At 64.1% G+C, this 15,490-nt stretch carries 13 protein-coding genes; 8 read left to right on the top strand and 5 right to left on the bottom strand.

Going from position 1 to position 15,490, the window contains the following annotated elements:
- Positions 1-227 precede the first annotated feature (227 nt).
- Complete coding sequence (locus ABIB78_RS17695; protein WP_429026769.1) at positions 228-1,103, bottom strand: SDR family oxidoreductase; 876 nt, start codon at positions 1,101-1,103, stop codon at positions 228-230.
- A gap of 101 nt (positions 1,104-1,204) precedes the next feature.
- Here ABIB78_RS17695 and ABIB78_RS17690 point away from each other — a divergent pair, with 101 nt between their 5' ends.
- From ABIB78_RS17690 to ppc, 3 genes are all read left to right on the top strand, one after another.
- Positions 1,205-2,017 carry a crotonase/enoyl-CoA hydratase family protein gene (locus ABIB78_RS17690; protein WP_429026767.1) on the top strand — a complete coding sequence of 271 codons (813 nt, stop codon included), beginning with the start codon at positions 1,205-1,207 and terminating at the stop codon, positions 2,015-2,017.
- 165 nt (positions 2,018-2,182) lie between these two features.
- A complete protein-coding gene (locus tag ABIB78_RS17685; protein WP_429026764.1) occupies positions 2,183-3,730 on the top strand; it encodes an acyl-CoA synthetase in 1,548 nt (515 codons plus the stop codon).
- A 139-nt stretch (positions 3,731-3,869) separates the two neighbouring features.
- Positions 3,870-6,677, top strand: coding sequence for a phosphoenolpyruvate carboxylase (gene ppc, locus ABIB78_RS17680; protein ID WP_429026802.1), 2,808 nt, complete (start codon positions 3,870-3,872; stop codon positions 6,675-6,677).
- Positions 6,678-6,736: 59 nt separating this feature from the next.
- On the opposite strand, the gene ABIB78_RS17675 is transcribed toward ppc, so the two are convergent.
- The 4 genes from ABIB78_RS17675 to ABIB78_RS17660 form a co-directional block, all read right to left on the bottom strand.
- The gene (locus ABIB78_RS17675; RefSeq protein ID WP_429026762.1) at positions 6,737-7,867 is read right to left on the bottom strand and encodes an SMP-30/gluconolactonase/LRE family protein; all 1,131 of its coding nucleotides are present in this window, start codon (positions 7,865-7,867) and stop codon (positions 6,737-6,739) included.
- 143 nt (positions 7,868-8,010) lie between these two features.
- Positions 8,011-8,925, bottom strand: coding sequence for an SDR family oxidoreductase (locus tag ABIB78_RS17670; protein ID WP_429026759.1), 915 nt, complete (start codon positions 8,923-8,925; stop codon positions 8,011-8,013).
- A gap of 155 nt (positions 8,926-9,080) precedes the next feature.
- Positions 9,081-10,220: a thiolase C-terminal domain-containing protein gene (locus ABIB78_RS17665; RefSeq protein ID WP_429026757.1), complete on the bottom strand. Its 1,140-nt coding sequence runs from the start codon at positions 10,218-10,220 to the stop codon at positions 9,081-9,083.
- Positions 10,221-10,224: 4 nt separating this feature from the next.
- Positions 10,225-10,638: a Zn-ribbon domain-containing OB-fold protein gene (locus ABIB78_RS17660; protein ID WP_429026755.1), complete on the bottom strand. Its 414-nt coding sequence runs from the start codon at positions 10,636-10,638 to the stop codon at positions 10,225-10,227.
- 232 nt (positions 10,639-10,870) lie between these two features.
- Here ABIB78_RS17660 and ABIB78_RS17655 point away from each other — a divergent pair, with 232 nt between their 5' ends.
- The 5 genes from ABIB78_RS17655 to ABIB78_RS17635 are packed head-to-tail and all read left to right on the top strand — an operon-like array spanning position 10,871 to position 15,431.
- Positions 10,871-12,118, top strand: coding sequence for an amino acid ABC transporter substrate-binding protein (locus tag ABIB78_RS17655; RefSeq protein WP_429026752.1), 1,248 nt, complete (start codon positions 10,871-10,873; stop codon positions 12,116-12,118).
- A 46-nt stretch (positions 12,119-12,164) separates the two neighbouring features.
- Positions 12,165-13,088, top strand: a complete 924-nt coding sequence (locus tag ABIB78_RS17650) for a branched-chain amino acid ABC transporter permease (protein ID WP_429026751.1) — start codon at positions 12,165-12,167, stop codon at positions 13,086-13,088.
- Positions 13,081-14,001: a branched-chain amino acid ABC transporter permease gene (locus ABIB78_RS17645; RefSeq protein WP_429026748.1), complete on the top strand. Its 921-nt coding sequence runs from the start codon at positions 13,081-13,083 to the stop codon at positions 13,999-14,001. Before ABIB78_RS17650 ends, ABIB78_RS17645 begins: the two co-directional genes overlap by 8 nt.
- A complete protein-coding gene (locus ABIB78_RS17640; RefSeq protein ID WP_429026746.1) occupies positions 13,991-14,722 on the top strand; it encodes an ABC transporter ATP-binding protein in 732 nt (243 codons plus the stop codon). The genes ABIB78_RS17645 and ABIB78_RS17640 overlap by 11 nt, the downstream gene beginning before the upstream one ends.
- Entirely contained in the window at positions 14,712-15,431 is a 720-nt protein-coding gene (locus tag ABIB78_RS17635; protein ID WP_429026744.1) for an ABC transporter ATP-binding protein, read from the top strand. Before ABIB78_RS17640 ends, ABIB78_RS17635 begins: the two co-directional genes overlap by 11 nt.
- Positions 15,432-15,490 lie beyond the last annotated feature (59 nt).

Genomic DNA, 15,490 nt, shown 5'->3' with positions numbered 1-15,490 from the left:
AATCTCTCTCACGGACGGCTCCCTTGTCTGAGATTTGCAACAACCTCATTCTGGCACAACTGATGCCGTAGGGGGCCGTCCACCCCATCAACCACGGGAGCGAGTTGTCAGGCGCGCTGTGGCCCCAGCGTGCTCAGTGCTTTCGAGTGGTGGTTGCTTTCGAGTGGTGGTTATGGGTCCCTGCTTTCGCAGGGACGACCGTGGAGGGTGAGGTGGGCGCTGTTGCTTCAACCCCGCGCCGCGCGATCCTTCTCGTTCTGGGCCTTGATCGACTCGCGCGCCTTGGTCCAGTCGTCGTCGCTCCAGTCGCGGAGCTGGTAGAAATTGCCGCCCATCGCGAGCGCCTGCGCGCCGTCCATGGCGATGGTCTCGCCGTTGATCCAGTCGCAGCCGCCGGAGATCAGGAACACCGCGAGGTTCTGCAACTCCTCCATGGTGCCGACGCGGCCCATCGGGTTCATCGCCTTGGTCCGCGCGCCGGCCTCGTCGCCGGGCTTGATGCGCTTGCTCATGCCCTCGGTCGGGATCTCGCCGGGCGCGATGGTGTTGAGACGGATGCCGTGGCGGCCCCATTCGATCGCGAGCGACATCGTCATGGCATGGATTGCCGACTTGCTCATCGCCGACGGCACCACGTAGGGCGAGCCGTTGCGCACCCAAGTCACGGTGATCGACACCACGTTGCCGCGATGGCCGCCGGCGATCCAGCGCCGGCCGACCGCGTGCGTCACGTAGAAGGTGCCGTGCATCACGATGTTGGCGACCGCGTCGAAGCCGCGCGGCGAGAGCTCTTCAGAGCGCGAGATGAAATTGCCGGCGGCGTTGTTGATGAGATCGGTGAGGGGACCGCTGGTGGTCCAGATCGCCTCGATCATCTCGTCGACCGCCATGGCGTTGCGGATGTCGACGCCGTGGCTGACCACGCGCCCGCCATGCTCGGCCATCAGCTCCGTGGCGGTCTCGTCGCAAACGCTCTTGCGGCGGCCGCAGATATGCACCTCGGCGCCGAGTTGCAGGAACCGCGAGGCCATGGCCTTGCCGAGGCCGGTGCCACCGCCGGTTACCAGTATGCGCCGCCCGGCAAGAAGCTGATTGCTGAACATCGTTTTCCTCCACGGGGGTTGTCAGTTAATTGGTCGATTGACTAAAACCGGACAACGGCCTTTGTGTAAAGCGCCAACTCAAGGACAAAGCGGAGGGAATGATGGAAGATCGCGTTTCGATATCGGTTTCAGACGGTATCGCGGATGTCCGCCTGGTGCGGGCGGACAAGATGAACGCGCTCGATGCCGCGATGTTCGAGGCATTGGTCGCCGCAACCGACCGGCTTTCCAGGGAAAAAGGCGTTCGGGTGGTCGTGCTGTCCGGCGAGGGCCGGGCCTTCTGCGCAGGCCTCGATATGGGGCGGTTCGCCGCCATGAAGGACGGCGGTAACGGGGTGCCGGGTGGCGAGAACCGCGACCTCACCGTGCGCACTCATGGCAAGGCCAATTTCGCGCAGCAAGCGGTCTGGGGCTGGCGCCAGCTTCCGGTGCCCGTGATCGCCGCGGTCCATGGCGTCGCGTTCGGCGGCGGCTTCCAGCTCGCGCTCGGCGCGGACATGCGCTTCCTCTCGGCCGACGCACGGATGTCGATCATGGAGATCAAGTGGGGTCTCGTCCCGGACATGGCGGGCACGCCGATCCTCGCGAGCCTCGTGCGCGACGACATCCTGCGCGAGCTTGCTTACACCGGCCGCATCTTCTCGGCGCAGGAGGCCCAAAGTTATGGCCTCGCCACCCGCGTCTGCGACGACCCGCGGGCCGCGGCGCTGGAAGTCGCGCGCGAGATCGCTGGCAAGAGCCCGGATGCGATCCGTGCCGCAAAGCGGATGCTGAACAATCTGTCGGTCGATCCGGCGGCCGCGCTGCTTGCGGAATCCGTCGAACAGCAGAAGCTGCTCGGCAGCCCGAACCAGACCGAATCCGTGCGCGCCAATCTGGAGAAGCGCGCGCCAAGGTTTGCGGATGTTGGGTAACTGTTGTCGCCGTCATGGCCGGGCAAAAGCGCGAAGCGCGTCTTCGCACAGACGCCCTGCCGTCCACGTCTTTGTTGCGGCGAGGAAGACGTGGATCATCGGGACAAGCCCGGTGATGACGAAAACAAGCAGGGCCGCTAACGAATAACGAAGAACAAGACAAAAATGAGCGAAACGTCCCAACCCTTCCTCGGCATCGTCAGCGGCGATCGCCGGCGCGATCACGCAGCGGTTGCCGAGCGCGCCGACCGAATTGCGAGCGGCCTGAACAAGCTCGACGTCAAGCCGGGCGACAGCGTCTGCATGCTGATGCGCAACGACATTGCCTTCATCGAGGCCGCCTACGCGGCGATGCGGCTCGGCGCCTATGGCGTGCCGATCAACTGGCACTTCAAGCCGGAGGAGATCAGCTACGTGCTGACGGATTCCGGCACGCGCGTCCTGATCGGCCATGCCGACATGCTGCATCCGCTGCGCGGCGCGATCCCGTCCGATGTCACCGTGCTCAGCGTGCCGACGCCGCAGGAAATCCTCGCCAACTACAAGATCAATCCCGATCATCTCGCGACGCCGGATTTCGCGATCGATTTCGAATCCTGGCTGGCGCAATTCCCGCGCTATGACGGCCCGGTGGTGCCGCAGCCACAGAACATGATCTACACCTCGGGTACGACGGGCCATCCCAAGGGCGTGCGCCGCTTCGCGCCGACGCCGGAACAGACCGCCAATGCGGAAGCGATGCGCGGGATGATCTACGGCCTGAGGCCCGGGGCACGGGCGATCCTGCCGGGACCACTCTACCATTCCGCGCCGAACTCCTTCGGGCTGCGCTCGGGCAAGCTCGGCGGCGCGCTGGTGCTGATGCCGCGGTTCGACGCGGAGGAATTTCTGCAGCTGATCGAGCGTGAGAGGATCGACGTCATCTTCATGGTGCCGACGATGTTCATCCGCCTCATGAAGCTGCCGGAGGAGGTGCGCAGGAAGTACGATATGTCGTCGCTGCGCCACATCATCCATGCCGCCGCGCCCTGTCCGCCCGATGTCAAGCGTGCCATGATCGAATGGTGGGGGCCAGTGATCTATGAGTTTTACGGCTCGACCGAGTCGGGAGCGGTCACCTTCGCCAATTCTCAGGATGCGCTGAAGAAGCCCGGCACGGTCGGAAAGATCTCGCCCGGCGCCGAGCTTCGCTTCATCGGCGACGACGGCAACGAGGTGGCGCAGGGCCAGATCGGCGAGATCTATTCGCGGATTAAGGGCAATCCCGATTTTACCTATCACAACAAGTCCGAGAAGCGAGCCGAGATCGACCGGCAGGGATTCATCACCTCGGGCGATGTCGGCTATATCGATGCGGACGGCTATGTCTTCATCTGCGATCGCAAGCGCGACATGGTGATCTCGGGCGGCGTCAACATCTATCCGGCCGAGATCGAGGCGGTGCTGCATGCGGTCCCCGGCGTGCACGATTGTGCGGTGTTCGGCATTCCCGATGCCGAGTTCGGCGAGGCGCTGATGGCGGTGGTAGAGCCGCAGCCGGGCGTGACGCTCGATATCGCCTCCGTCCGTGCCCAGCTCAAGACCGCGCTCGCCGACTACAAGGTGCCCAAGCACATCGAGATCCAGACCAGCCTGCCGCGGGAGGATTCCGGAAAAATCTTCAAGCGGCGTCTGCGCGACCCCTATTGGGAGCGGGCGGGGCGGAGGATATAGGGCAATTCCTCTGGATGAAGGCCTTGGAAGGGGCTTGGTGTGCACCGCTCCCAAGTTCATCTTGCGCTGCGGCAAAAAAGGCGCACACTCGGGAGGAGCCGGGCAGCCTCTGGAGTAGCGAGCCATGTCTCCCCAGATCTTGTCTTCCCAAATCATGCCTTCCGATACCGATATCCGTGCCGGGAGCGCTGCAGAGGTCAGCCTTCTCGAAACGACGGCTCAGGAGGAGGATGCGCGGCTCCGGAACGACATCCGCCTGTTGGGCCGCGTGCTGGGCGATACGGTGCGGAACCAGGAAGGGGCCGATGCCTTCGACCTGGTCGAGCGCATCCGCCAGACATCGGTCCGGTTCCATCGCGACGAGGACAAGCTGGCGCGGCGCGAGCTGGAGGGCATCCTCGACGGCATGTCGATCGCCGAGACACTGCGGATCGTCCGCGCCTTCAGCTATTTCTCCCATCTCGCCAACATTGCCGAGGACCAGAACAACATCCGCCAGATGCGCAGCCGCGGCCCCAGCGGTGCGCCGCGGCCGAGCACGCTGGAGCAGACGCTGATCCATGCCCGGCAGGCCGGCATCAGCCCGGCCGACCTGCGCAGCTTCTTCAAAAGCGCGCTGGTCAGCCCGGTGCTGACCGCGCATCCGACCGAGGTCCGCCGCAAGAGCACGATGGACCGCGAGATGCAGATCGCCGATCTGCTCGACCGCCGCGAGCGGCTGCAGATGACGCCGGAGGAGAGCGAGGCCAGCGACGAGCAGCTTCGCCGTGCGGTCGTCACGCTGTGGCAGACCAACCTGCTGCGCCGGACCAAGCTGACCGTGCTTGACGAGGTCGCCAACGGCCTGTCGTTCTACGACTACACCTTCCTGCGGGAGGTGCCGCGGCTGCATTGCGCGCTGGAGGACCGCCTGAACAAGGAGGGCGGAGAGCCCGGCGATCTCGCCTCGTTCCTCAGGATGGGAAGCTGGATCGGCGGCGACCGCGATGGCAATCCGTTCGTGACGGCGGAGGTGATGCGCGGCACACTGCGGCTGCAATCGAGTCAGGCGATTAACTTCTATCTCGAGGAGCTGCATGCGCTCGGTGCCGAGCTGTCGCTGGCGGCACACCTCGCCGACGTCTCGGACGAGCTGCGGATCCTCGCCGAGCGCTCGCCCGACACCTCGCCGCATCGCAGCGGCGAGCCTTATCGTCTGGCCGTATCAGGCATCTATGCGAGATTGGCGGCCACCGCCAGGAGGCTCGAGATCGAGACCAGGCGGCCGCCGGTCGGCAAGGCTGAGCCATATGCGAGCGCGAAAGAATTCCAGGCCGATCTCGACGTGCTCAATCGCTCGCTGATCGCGAACAATTCCGGCGTGATCGCGCGCGGCCGGCTGCGGCTGTTGCGGCGGGCGGTGGATTGCTTCGGCTTCCATCTGGCGCGGCTCGACATCCGCCAGAACTCGGCGGTGCACGAGCGCACCATCGCCGAGCTGCTCGATACCGCCAATCCCGGCATGTCCTATCTGGCGCTCGGCGAGGACGCGCGTGTCGCCCTGCTGCTCGGCGAGCTGCGCAACGCGCGGCCGCTGGTGTCCCCCTTCGTAAAATATTCCGAAGAAACCCAAGGCGAGCTTGCCGTGTTCCGTGCCGCGGCCGAGGCGCACGCCAAATTCGGCCCCGAGGTGATCTCCCAATGCATCATCTCGATGTGCAAGGGCATGTCCGACATGCTGGAGGTCGCGGTGCTGCTGAAGGAGGTTGGGCTGGTCAATCCGTCCGGCCGCAGCGCCATCAACATCGTGCCGCTGTTCGAGACGATCGAGGATCTGCAGGCGTCCAGCGGCATCATGGACCGCATGCTTGCGCTGCACGACTATCGCAAGCTGGTCGACAGTCTCGGCAGCGTGCAGGAAGTCATGCTCGGCTATTCCGACAGCAACAAGGACGGTGGCTTCGTCACCTCGGGCTGGGAGCTCTACAAGGCCGAGATCGGCCTCGTCGAAGTGTTCGAGCGCCATCACGTCCGCCTGCGCCTGTTCCACGGCCGCGGCGGTTCGGTCGGCCGCGGCGGCGGTCCGAGCTATGACGCGATCATCGCGCAGCCGGGCGGCGCGGTGAACGGCCAGATCCGCATCACCGAGCAGGGCGAGATCATCTCCTCGAAATATTCCAATGCCGAAGTCGGCCGCAGCAATCTGGAGATCCTCGCCGCCGCGACATTGGAAACCAGCCTGCTGCAGCCGCGGCGGAGCGCGCCGCGCCCCGAATATCTGAAGGCGATGGAGGAAATTTCCGCGCTCGCCTTCAAGGCTTATCGTGGTCTCGTCTATGAAACCGAAGGCTTTGCCGACTATTTCTGGGGCTCGACCGTCATCAACGAGATCGCGACCTTGAACATCGGCAGCCGTCCGGCCTCGCGCAAGAAGACCCGCGAGATCGAGGACCTGCGCGCGATTCCGTGGGTGTTCTCCTGGGCGCAATGCCGGCTGATGTTGCCGGGCTGGTACGGCTTCGGCGCGGCGGTCGAGAGCTGGATCGCCGAGCATCCCGAGCAGGGCATGCCGTTCCTGCAGGAGCTGTACAGGGAATGGCCGTTCTTCCGCACCCTGCTGTCCAACATGGACATGGTGCTGGCGAAGAGCTCGATCGCGATCGCTTCGCGCTATGCCGAGCTGGTGCCAGACGTCGCGTTGCGCGAAAAGATCTTTGGCCAGATCCGTCGCGAGTGGCATTTGTCGATCGAGACGCTGCTCGACATCATGGGGCACGACCGGCTGCTGCAGGGCAACCCGCTGCTGGACCGCGGCATCCGCAACCGCTTCCCCTATCTCGACCCGCTCAACCACGTGCAGGTGGAGCTTTTGAAGGAACATCGCGCGCAGAACCCGGATGAGCAGGTGCTGCGCGGGATTCAGATCACGATCAACGGGATTTCGGCGGGGCTGAGGAACAGCGGATAGCCACAGTGTCGTCCCGGCCCCCGTGCGCAATCGCGCACTAGGCCGGGACGACGGTTAGATCAACAATTATGCGCGCCCTTGGTCTCGACATAGACCGCGTAGAGCGACTGGCTTGCGGTCATGAACAGGCGGTTGCGTTTCTTGCCGCCGAAGGTGAGGTTGGCGCAGGTTTCCGGCAGCAGGATCTGGCCGATCCGCTGGCCGTCGGGCGCAAACACCTGCACGCCGTCATAGCCGGGTCCGACCCAGCCGGCGCCGACCCAGATGTTGCCGTCGATGTCGACGCGCATGCCGTCCGGGAAGCCCGACTTGCCGTCCAGCGTCATGTCGATCAGCGTGCGCGGGTTGGAGAGCTTGTCGCCGTTGAGGTCGTACTGCCAGACGATGTTTTTCGCGTTCGGATAGTGAGTGATGCCGGTGTCGCAGACATAGACCTTCTTGTAGTCATGGCTGAAGGCGATCCCGTTCGGCTTGAACGGTTCGTCCGCGACCTTGGTGATCTGCCCGGTCGTTGCGTCGATGCGGTACACGGCTTCCTTCTGGTAGGGCTGCTTCGATCCGGTGTTGGCCAGTTGGCCTTCGTAGATCGAGATCGCGCCGTAGCCGGGATCGGTGAACCAGATCGACTTGTCGTTGGGATGCACGACCATGTCGTTCGGCCCGTTGAGCTGCTTGCCATTGGCCTGCTCCGCCAATGACGTGACGGTTCCGTCGTGTTCATAGCGCACCAGCCGGGTGCGCTCGGCCGTGATCTGGCGGCCCTCGAAATCGAAGGTCGAGCCGTTGGCCTCGTTCGACGGCTTGTGGAACTGCTCGGAGATGTGGCCGTCATCGTCGAGATAGCGCAACTGCCGGTTGGCCGGTATATCGCTCCACACCAGATACTGGCCCTGCGCATTCCAGGCCGGCCCTTCCGCCCACAGGCAGCCAGTGTAGAGCCGCTTGATCGCGGTGTTGCCGACCTTGGCCTTGAAGCGCTTGTCGTCGATCACGACGATGTCGGGATCGGGATAACGCTGCGGCTCCGCGTTGCGGCCGAAGTCGCGCGCTACAGCATCGGATGCAGCCATCGCGGTTGCAGCAAGCGCGGTTGCGCCGCGCAATATTGTTCGACGGTCGAACGCCTTCGCACCGTCGCCCTCGTGTTTCCGTGTGTTGCTTGGATTTGTCACGAAAGTCCTCCCAGTCATTGTTGTTATGGGGAGGGCAATCATGCGCCCGCAATTCTGGCACAATGCAGGCACGCTATGATGAAACAACCAACGAGTGTGTCGCCCCGGCCTCGTGCGCGATTGCGCGCGGAGCTCACCGAGGCGACTTTTTCATAAAACTGTCAGATCGGATCCCAGGTGAAGACGTCGGCCGAGCGGTCGAGCTTGGTGAACGATCCCTTCAGCGCCGGCATGCCGTGTTCGGCAATGGTCCCCGGCGTCCAGCCTTCGCCGCGATGAACCGAGCGCACCGGACGATGCTGGCCGAACAAGAAGATTTCGTTCATGCGCACGCCGAAGATTTGACCGGTGACGTCCTTGGCGGCGTCCGAGAGCAGATAGGCGCAGACCGGCGCGATTTTCTCCGGGCCCATCTGCTTGATCTTCTCGACGCGCGCCTTCTCGGCATCGGTCTCGGTCGGGATGGTGCCGATCATGCGGGTCCAGGCAAACGGCGACACGCAGTTCGAGCGCACGTTGAAGCGGCCCATGTCGAGCGCGATCGACTTCGAGAGGCCGACGATGCCGAGCTTGGCGGCGGCGTAGTTGGCCTGGCCATAATTGCCGATCAGGCCGGAGGTCGAGGTGAAGTGCACGAAGGAGCCCGACTCCTGCTCGCGGTAGATGCGCGCCGCGGCGTGCGAGACGTAGAACGAGCCCATCAGATGCACCTTGATGACGGCCTCGAAGGCTTCCACGCTCATCTTGTGGAAGATCATGTCGCGCAGGATGCCGGCATTGTTGACGACACCGTCGAGCCGGCCGAAGTGATCGGTCGCGGTCTTCACGATCTTGCTGGCGGGGATGGCTTCCGCCACCGACTCGAAATTGGCGACCGCGGTGCCGCCGCGCTTCTTGATCTCCTCGACCACTTCCTCTGCGGGGGCCGCATTCGAGCCGGCACCATCAGCGGCGCCGCCGGGATCGTTGACCACGACCTTGGCGCCTTCGGCCGCGCAGAGCAGCGCGATCTCGCGGCCGATGCCGCGGCCCGCGCCGGTGACGATGATGACCTTGTCCTGCAGTGATTTTGCCATGTGGTTCTCCTGGTTCTGTGTGTCCGTACGTCGATGCAGAACCCACTCGTCGTGCGCGGGCTTGACCCGCGCATCCATCCTTCTTCAGAAGAAGATGGATTGCCGGGTCAAGCCCGGCAATGACAGATTGAGCGCTGCGTTCGCACCGGCCATTGCTATCGTTCGTTCGTAAAGATGATCGTGCCTGATGCGGCGAACATGCCGCCGACGCCGTGGCAGACCGAGATCTTCGCGTTCGGCACCTGCGCCGGCGCGATGCCGCGCATCTGCCGCACGCTCTCCTGCAGCGCGTACATGCCGTACATGCCGGAGTGCATGTAGCTCAGGCCGCCGCCATTGGTGTTGAGCGGCAGCTTGCCGCCGGGGCGGGTGTTGCCGTCGGCGATGAACTTGCCGGTTTCCTCGTGCGGCATGAAGCCGAGGTCGCCGAGGCCGTAGAGCGGCAGATGCGCGAAGGCGTCGTAGATCATCAGATGGTCGACGTCCTTGTGGGTGATGCCGGCCTCCTTGAAGGCGAGCGGCCCCGCCACCTTGAAGGCGCGCGACGAGTCAAAAGTCTTCATCTGGCTGACCATCGGCGTTTCCACGCTCTCGCCGGTGCCGAGGATGTAGACCGGCTTGTTCGGGAAATCCTTGGCACGATCGGCCGAGGTGAGGATCAGAGCGCCGCCGCCATCGGTGACGAGGCAGCATTGCAACAGCCGGAATGGATAGGCGATCATCCGCGAGTTCAGCACGTCGGCGACCGTGATCGGATCCTTCATGGTCGCGCGCGGATTCTTCGCCGCCCATTCGCGCTGCACGACGGCGACCATCGCAAGCTGCTCATGCGTGACGCCGTGCGTTTTCATGAAGCGCAGCACGGGAATCGGGAACATGCTCGGCGGTCCATAGACGCCGAACGGCGACTCGAACTGGCCGTTGAGGCTGTCGGGAGCGGTGAAGCGCGGCTGCTTGCCGATCATCGATTTGCCGCTCTCGGCGTGGGTGATCAGCACTGTCTTGCAGAGACCGGCCTCGATCGCCGCAGCGGCGTGGCGGACATGCAGCATGAAGGAGCAGCCGCCGACCGAGGTGCCGTCGACCCAGGTCGGCGTGATGCCGAGATAGTGCGCCATCTGCTGCGGGGTTTCGACCGCGGTGGCGAAGCCGTCGATGTCGGACAGCTTCAGGCCAGCGTCCGCGATCGCATTCAGCGCGGCGTCCGCATGCAGCTGGATCTGCGACATGTTGGGGATGACGCCGAGTTCGGTGGTTTCGGCCGCACCGACGACGGCAACCTGGTTCCTGCGCATCGCGTTACCCCTTTGCCGGACGGAACAAAGGAAGGCTGATCTTGTCGTCGAGCGCCTCGAAGGCGACCTCGAGCGGCATGTCGAGCTCGAGCGCTTCCGGCGTCTGCGGGCAATCGATGATGTTGCTCATCATACGCGGGCCCTCGTCGAGTTCGACCACGGCGATCGCGTAAGGCGGCGTGAAGCCGGGCGCAGCGGGACGATGGTTGATGACATAGCTGTAGAGCTTGCCCTTGCCGCTGGCTTTGAAGATGGAGACCTTGCGCGAGGCGCAGGAGGGGCAGAACGGCCGCGGAGGAAAGTAGACATTGGCGCAGGCGTCGCAACGTTGCAGGCGCAGTTCGCCGGCCTTGGTGCCATCCCAGAAATGCTGGGTCTCAGGTGTCGGCTTTGGTTTCGCGCGCGCGGGCTCGGCCATGTCTGATGTTTCCTCCCGAAATCGTTACAGTCTTGATGCGCCATCGGACCAACGGCCGTCAACGGTCTATCCGGACCTTGCGCAGCCGCCTGTGTCCCGCGCATGCCGCATATTCCGCCCCTCGCACAATTGCTAAGGCCGCGATGCTTGTGTCGCTTCGATCCGGCGCGTAGAAGGGCCGCGTCCAAGACCTGTCCAAGAGACGTTCAAGATACCCGGGAGGAATAATATCATGCTGAGGATCATCGGCGCGGCACTCGCTGCCAGCCTCGCATTTGCTACGCAGGCGATGGCCGCCGACGCACCGTCGGAGATCAAGATCGGCACGCTCTACGCGTCGTCCGGGCGCTACGCCTCGATCTCGATGCCGGTCTACAGCTCATTGAAACTGTGGGTCGAGCAGAAGAATGCCGAGGGTGGCGTCTTCGTGAAGGCGTTCGACAAGAAGATCCCGATCAAGCTCGTCTCCTATGACGACCAGAGCAACACGGCGACCGCCTCGACGCTTTATAATCAGCTCGTCACCCAGGATAAGGTCGACCTGCTGGTCGCCGATTCCGGATCGGTGCTGACCGCGCCCGCGGTTGCGATCGCGCGCGATCACAAGATGTTCCTGTTCGACCAGACCGGCACCGGCGCGAGCTTCTTCTCCAAGGACAATCCCTACATCGCGCTGATGGCCGATCCGGTGTCGACGGTCTGGCCGAAGCCGGTCGCGGATTTCATCAGCCATGACGGCCCTGGCCTCGGCATCAAGAAGATCGCCATCCTCTACGCGACCAACGAGTTCACCGGCACCCAGGCCAACGCGTTCCGCAAGTTCGTCAAGGAGTCCGGCGCGCCGATCGAGATCGTCTACGACCAGGGCGTTCCGACCGAGACCACCAACTACAACGTCATCATCAACAATATCAGCAACGCCAATCCCGACGCGGTAATCCATTTCGGCTATGCGCCGAACGATATCGCCTTCCTGCGCAACGTCCAGGACGTCGGCACCAAGTTCAAGATGCTGTTCGCGATCTATGCCGGCCTCGAGACCGAGTTGCTCGAGAAGAACGTCGGCGCCAAGGGGCTCGAGCACGTCTGGACCTACGTGCCGCCGTCCGAGCTGGATTATCCCGTCAATTTCGGGATGAACATGAGGGATTTCCGCGCCGCTTGGACCAAGAAGTACAACGACGGCAAGATGGAGTTCGGGTTCAACGCGGTCGCCGGCTACACCACGGCGCTGGTGATCGAGAAGACGCTGTCGGTTGCGACCAGTCTCGACCAGATGGAGTTACGCCGCGCGGTGTTCTCGCTCAGCGGCCAGCTCAAGACCCTCGACGGCACCTTCGCGCTGGACGAGACCGGCGGCCAGATCGGTGAATTGACGCCGCTCGGCCAGCTCACGGTTGACGAGCATGATCACATCAAGTTCGTGTCGATCTATCCGCACGAGACCGCCACCGGCAAGCCGATCTATCCGGCGCCGTGATGCGGTTTTGGAGCGGCAGGCGTAACCTTCGGCGGCGGGCGGTAGCATGACCTATGCGCTCGTTGCCGGCGTGCTGTTCGGGCTGTATTTCAGCCTGGTCGGCATCGGTCTCAATCTCGTGTTCGGCGTCATGCGCATCGTCAACCTTGCGCATGGCGACATCCTGATGCTGGGCGCCTTCATCGCGCTCGGCGTGGTCGGCATCGCCGGGATCGACCCGCTGTTCGCGGTGCCGCTGGCGTTTGTGGTGTTCGTGCTCGCGGGCGTGCTGCTTTACTGGGTGCTGGTGCCGCGGCTGCAGGGCTCGGCCAATCCGGAAATGCTGTCGATCATCCTGTTCTTCGGCCTGTCGCAGGTGATCGAGGCCGTCACCACGATCTTCGCCGGCACCAGCGAGCGGTCGATCCAGAGCCGGCTGCTCGGCAGTGTGTTCACGACCATCAAGGTCAAATGGTTCGGCGGCAAGGCCGGCGGGGCAGGGCCGATCCAGATTTTCGGCCAGGGCTTTCCCGCGCCCTGGGTGATCGCGGCCATCACCAGCCTTATCGCGATCGCGCTGGTCTACCTCTATCTCTACCACACGCGGCTCGGCACCCTGACGCGCGCGGTGATGTCGCGCCGCGACGAGGCGCTGGCGACCGGCATCGATGTCGATCGCGTCTCGGCGGCGGCGTTCGGCATCGGTCTCGGAATCGCGGCCGTCGCCGGCGTGTTCGCGCCCTTCATGTTCGGCTCGGTGACGCCGGCCTTCGGCGCCGATGCGACGGTGACGTCGTTTGCGATCGTGGTGCTGGGTTCGCTCGGCAATCCGCTGGGCACCGCGCTCGGCGGTGTCGTCTATGGACTCTGTTACATGCTGGTGCAGACCTATCTCAGTTCCTGGGCCGACTTGCTGCCCTATGTGTTGTTGATCGTGATCTTGTTGTTGCGCCCGAGCGGTCTGCTCGGAAGGCGGGTGCGCGTTGCTTAACGCCTCGAAACACCTGCTGTTCATCCTGGCGCCGCTGGTGGTGGTGTTTGCACTGCTGCCCGGCGTCTATCAAAACCATCTGCTGCTGTTCAACTTCGTGATCTTCCTGATCCTCGCGCAGGGCGTGAACATCATCTATGGCTTCACCGGCTATCTGCCGTTCGGCTATGTCGGCTTCTTCGGCGCCGGCGCCTACGGCTTTGCCATCATGGTGATGCATCTGCAGATGCCGGCGCCGTTTGCCGTGTTGGTCGGCGGCCTCGTCGCGGTTGCGCTCGGCCTGTTGCTGACGCCGCTGCTGCGGCTGTCGGGCGCGTATTTCGCGATCGCCAATCTCGCGGCCTCGCTGGCCGTGTTGCACTTCGTCGCCAACCCGGCGCTGGAGGGGATCACCAAGGGCCCCTACGGCGTGTCGCTCACCGGCACGTTCAACCCGACCCACGCCTACTACGCCGCCGTCGTCGTGATGGCGCTGACCGTCGGCGCGGTCGTCTATCTCAAGAACTCGCCGTTCGGCCTTGCGCTGCAGGCCGTGCGCGAGGATGCGGTGTCGGCCTCGATGGCCGGCGTCAACATCATCAAGATGCGGGTGATCGCCTGGCTCGCCTCGGCGCTGGTCGCAGGCCTCGCCGGCGGCATCTACGCCTGGTACGTCTCGGTGTTCTATCCGGACAACGTGTTCTCCGGCGAGTTCAGCATTTTCGCGATCGTGTTCGCGCTGTTCGGCGGGGTTGCCACCATCACCGGACCGATCGTCGGCGTGCTGATCCTCTACGGCATCTACAATCTGATCGGCTTCACCACGCCGCAATATTTCCAGCTGATCTACGGGCTCCTGATCATGGGTCTCGTGCTGTTCCTGCCCGCGGGGCTGGTGTCGCTGGCAACGCGCAAGGGGTGGCATGTCCCCTGAGAACAACTCCATCCTCAAGGTCGCGAAGCTGGTCAAGCGCTTCGGCGGCTTCCACGCGCTCGATGGCCTGAGCTTTCACGTCGTGCCCGGCGAGATCCTCGGGCTTGTCGGTCCGAACGGCTCCGGCAAGACCACGGCGATCAACGTGATCTCGGGCCTTTATGCGCCAGACGGCGGCGAGGTCGTGTTCGACGGCGCGTCCGTCGACGGCGTGGCCTCGCACAAGCTCGTTCACCGCGGCATCAACCGCACCTTCCAGGTGCCGAAGCCATTCCTGTCGCTCACGGTGCGCGAGAACATCCAGGTGGCGCTGGCTTATGGCGGTGCGACCGGCACGCCGCCGTCGATCGCCGAGCTGCTCGAGGAGTACCGGCTGAAAGAGGTCGCCGACCGCCCCGCTGCCGATCTCAACAGCGCGCAGCAGAAGATGCTCGATCTCACCCGCGCGCTCGCCACGCGACCGCGGCTATTGCTGCTCGACGAACTCGCAGCCGGGCTCAACCCGGCGGAGCTCGACTGGATCGCCGGCCGCATCAAGGCGCTGGCCGCGACCGGGATGGCGATCATCGTGGTCGAGCATCTGATGGGCTTCATCGAGCAGATCACCGACCGCGTCATCGTGCTCAATGCGGGTAGGGAGATCTTCGAGGGTACGCTCGCCACCGCGGTGCGCGAGCCGCAGGTGATCGAGGTGTTTTTGGGAGGCGAGCATGCCCACTGACGCAGCGCCGCTTCTGGACGCCAGGGGCGTCGATGCCGGCTATGGCACCATGCAGGTGCTGTGGGGCGTCGATCTCGACGTCCGCCCCGGCGAGACCGTGTTGCTGCTCGGCGCCAACGGCGCGGGCAAGACCACCTTCCTGAAATCGCTGGTCGGCCTGATCGAGGCCCGTAGCGGTCACATCAAGCTCGGCGGCGAGGACATCACCAAGATGCGGTCTTCGGACCGCATGAAGCTCGGCATGACCTACATGTCGGAGCTTGCGGTGTTTCCCGACCTGTCGATCGAGGAGAACATCCGCGTCGGCGCGCAGGCGCTGGGCCATGCCAATCCGGGCGCACGGGTCGACGAGCTGTACGGCCTGTTTCCGGTGCTACGCGACAAGCGCCGCGATCCGGCCTCCAGCCTGTCTGGCGGCCAGCGCAAGATGCTCGGCATCGCCAAGGCGCTGTCGGCCGAGCCGAAACTGCTGGTCATGGACGAGCCCTCGGCCGGGCTGTCGCCGCTGTTCGTCAAGGAGGTGCTCCGCGCCCTGTCGAGCCTGCAAGGCCGCGGATTGGCGCTCTTGATCGCCGAGCAAAATATCGGTTTTCTTGAGATTGCCACCCGCGTATTCGTGCTGGAAGGCGGGCGGATCCGCTTCTCCGGCACGGTTGCCGAGATGAGCGGCAATGAAGAGCTGCACCGGGCCTATTTCGGGCTGAAGTGATGCTGGCAGAAGCGTTTTCGAGCGAAGTGAACACCGGTTCGCGTGAAGAAAGCGCGTCA

Source organism: Bradyrhizobium sp. I1.14.4 (genome assembly GCF_050435825.1).
Taxonomy (GTDB): domain Bacteria; phylum Pseudomonadota; class Alphaproteobacteria; order Rhizobiales; family Xanthobacteraceae; genus Bradyrhizobium.
Note: the sequence above shows the minus strand (reverse complement) of the source record. Positions and strands in the feature narration are given on the sequence as shown.

Excerpts from the sequence above, each read along its gene's own strand:
- ABIB78_RS17695 (WP_429026769.1), bottom strand. The coding sequence starts at position 1,103 with ATGTTCAGCAATCAGCTTCTTGCCGGGCGGCGCATACTGGTAACCGGC.
- ABIB78_RS17690 (WP_429026767.1), top strand. The coding sequence starts at position 1,205 with ATGGAAGATCGCGTTTCGATATCGGTTTCAGACGGTATCGCGGATGTC.
- ABIB78_RS17685 (WP_429026764.1), top strand. The coding sequence starts at position 2,183 with ATGAGCGAAACGTCCCAACCCTTCCTCGGCATCGTCAGCGGCGATCGC.
- ABIB78_RS17675 (WP_429026762.1), bottom strand. The coding sequence starts at position 7,867 with ATGACTGGGAGGACTTTCGTGACAAATCCAAGCAACACACGGAAACAC.
- ABIB78_RS17670 (WP_429026759.1), bottom strand. The coding sequence starts at position 8,925 with ATGGCAAAATCACTGCAGGACAAGGTCATCATCGTCACCGGCGCGGGC.
- ABIB78_RS17665 (WP_429026757.1), bottom strand. The coding sequence starts at position 10,220 with ATGCGCAGGAACCAGGTTGCCGTCGTCGGTGCGGCCGAAACCACCGAA.
- ABIB78_RS17660 (WP_429026755.1), bottom strand. The coding sequence starts at position 10,638 with ATGGCCGAGCCCGCGCGCGCGAAACCAAAGCCGACACCTGAGACCCAG.
- ABIB78_RS17655 (WP_429026752.1), top strand. The coding sequence starts at position 10,871 with ATGCTGAGGATCATCGGCGCGGCACTCGCTGCCAGCCTCGCATTTGCT.
- ABIB78_RS17650 (WP_429026751.1), top strand. The coding sequence starts at position 12,165 with ATGACCTATGCGCTCGTTGCCGGCGTGCTGTTCGGGCTGTATTTCAGC.
- ABIB78_RS17640 (WP_429026746.1), top strand. The coding sequence starts at position 13,991 with ATGTCCCCTGAGAACAACTCCATCCTCAAGGTCGCGAAGCTGGTCAAG.
- ABIB78_RS17635 (WP_429026744.1), top strand. The coding sequence starts at position 14,712 with ATGCCCACTGACGCAGCGCCGCTTCTGGACGCCAGGGGCGTCGATGCC.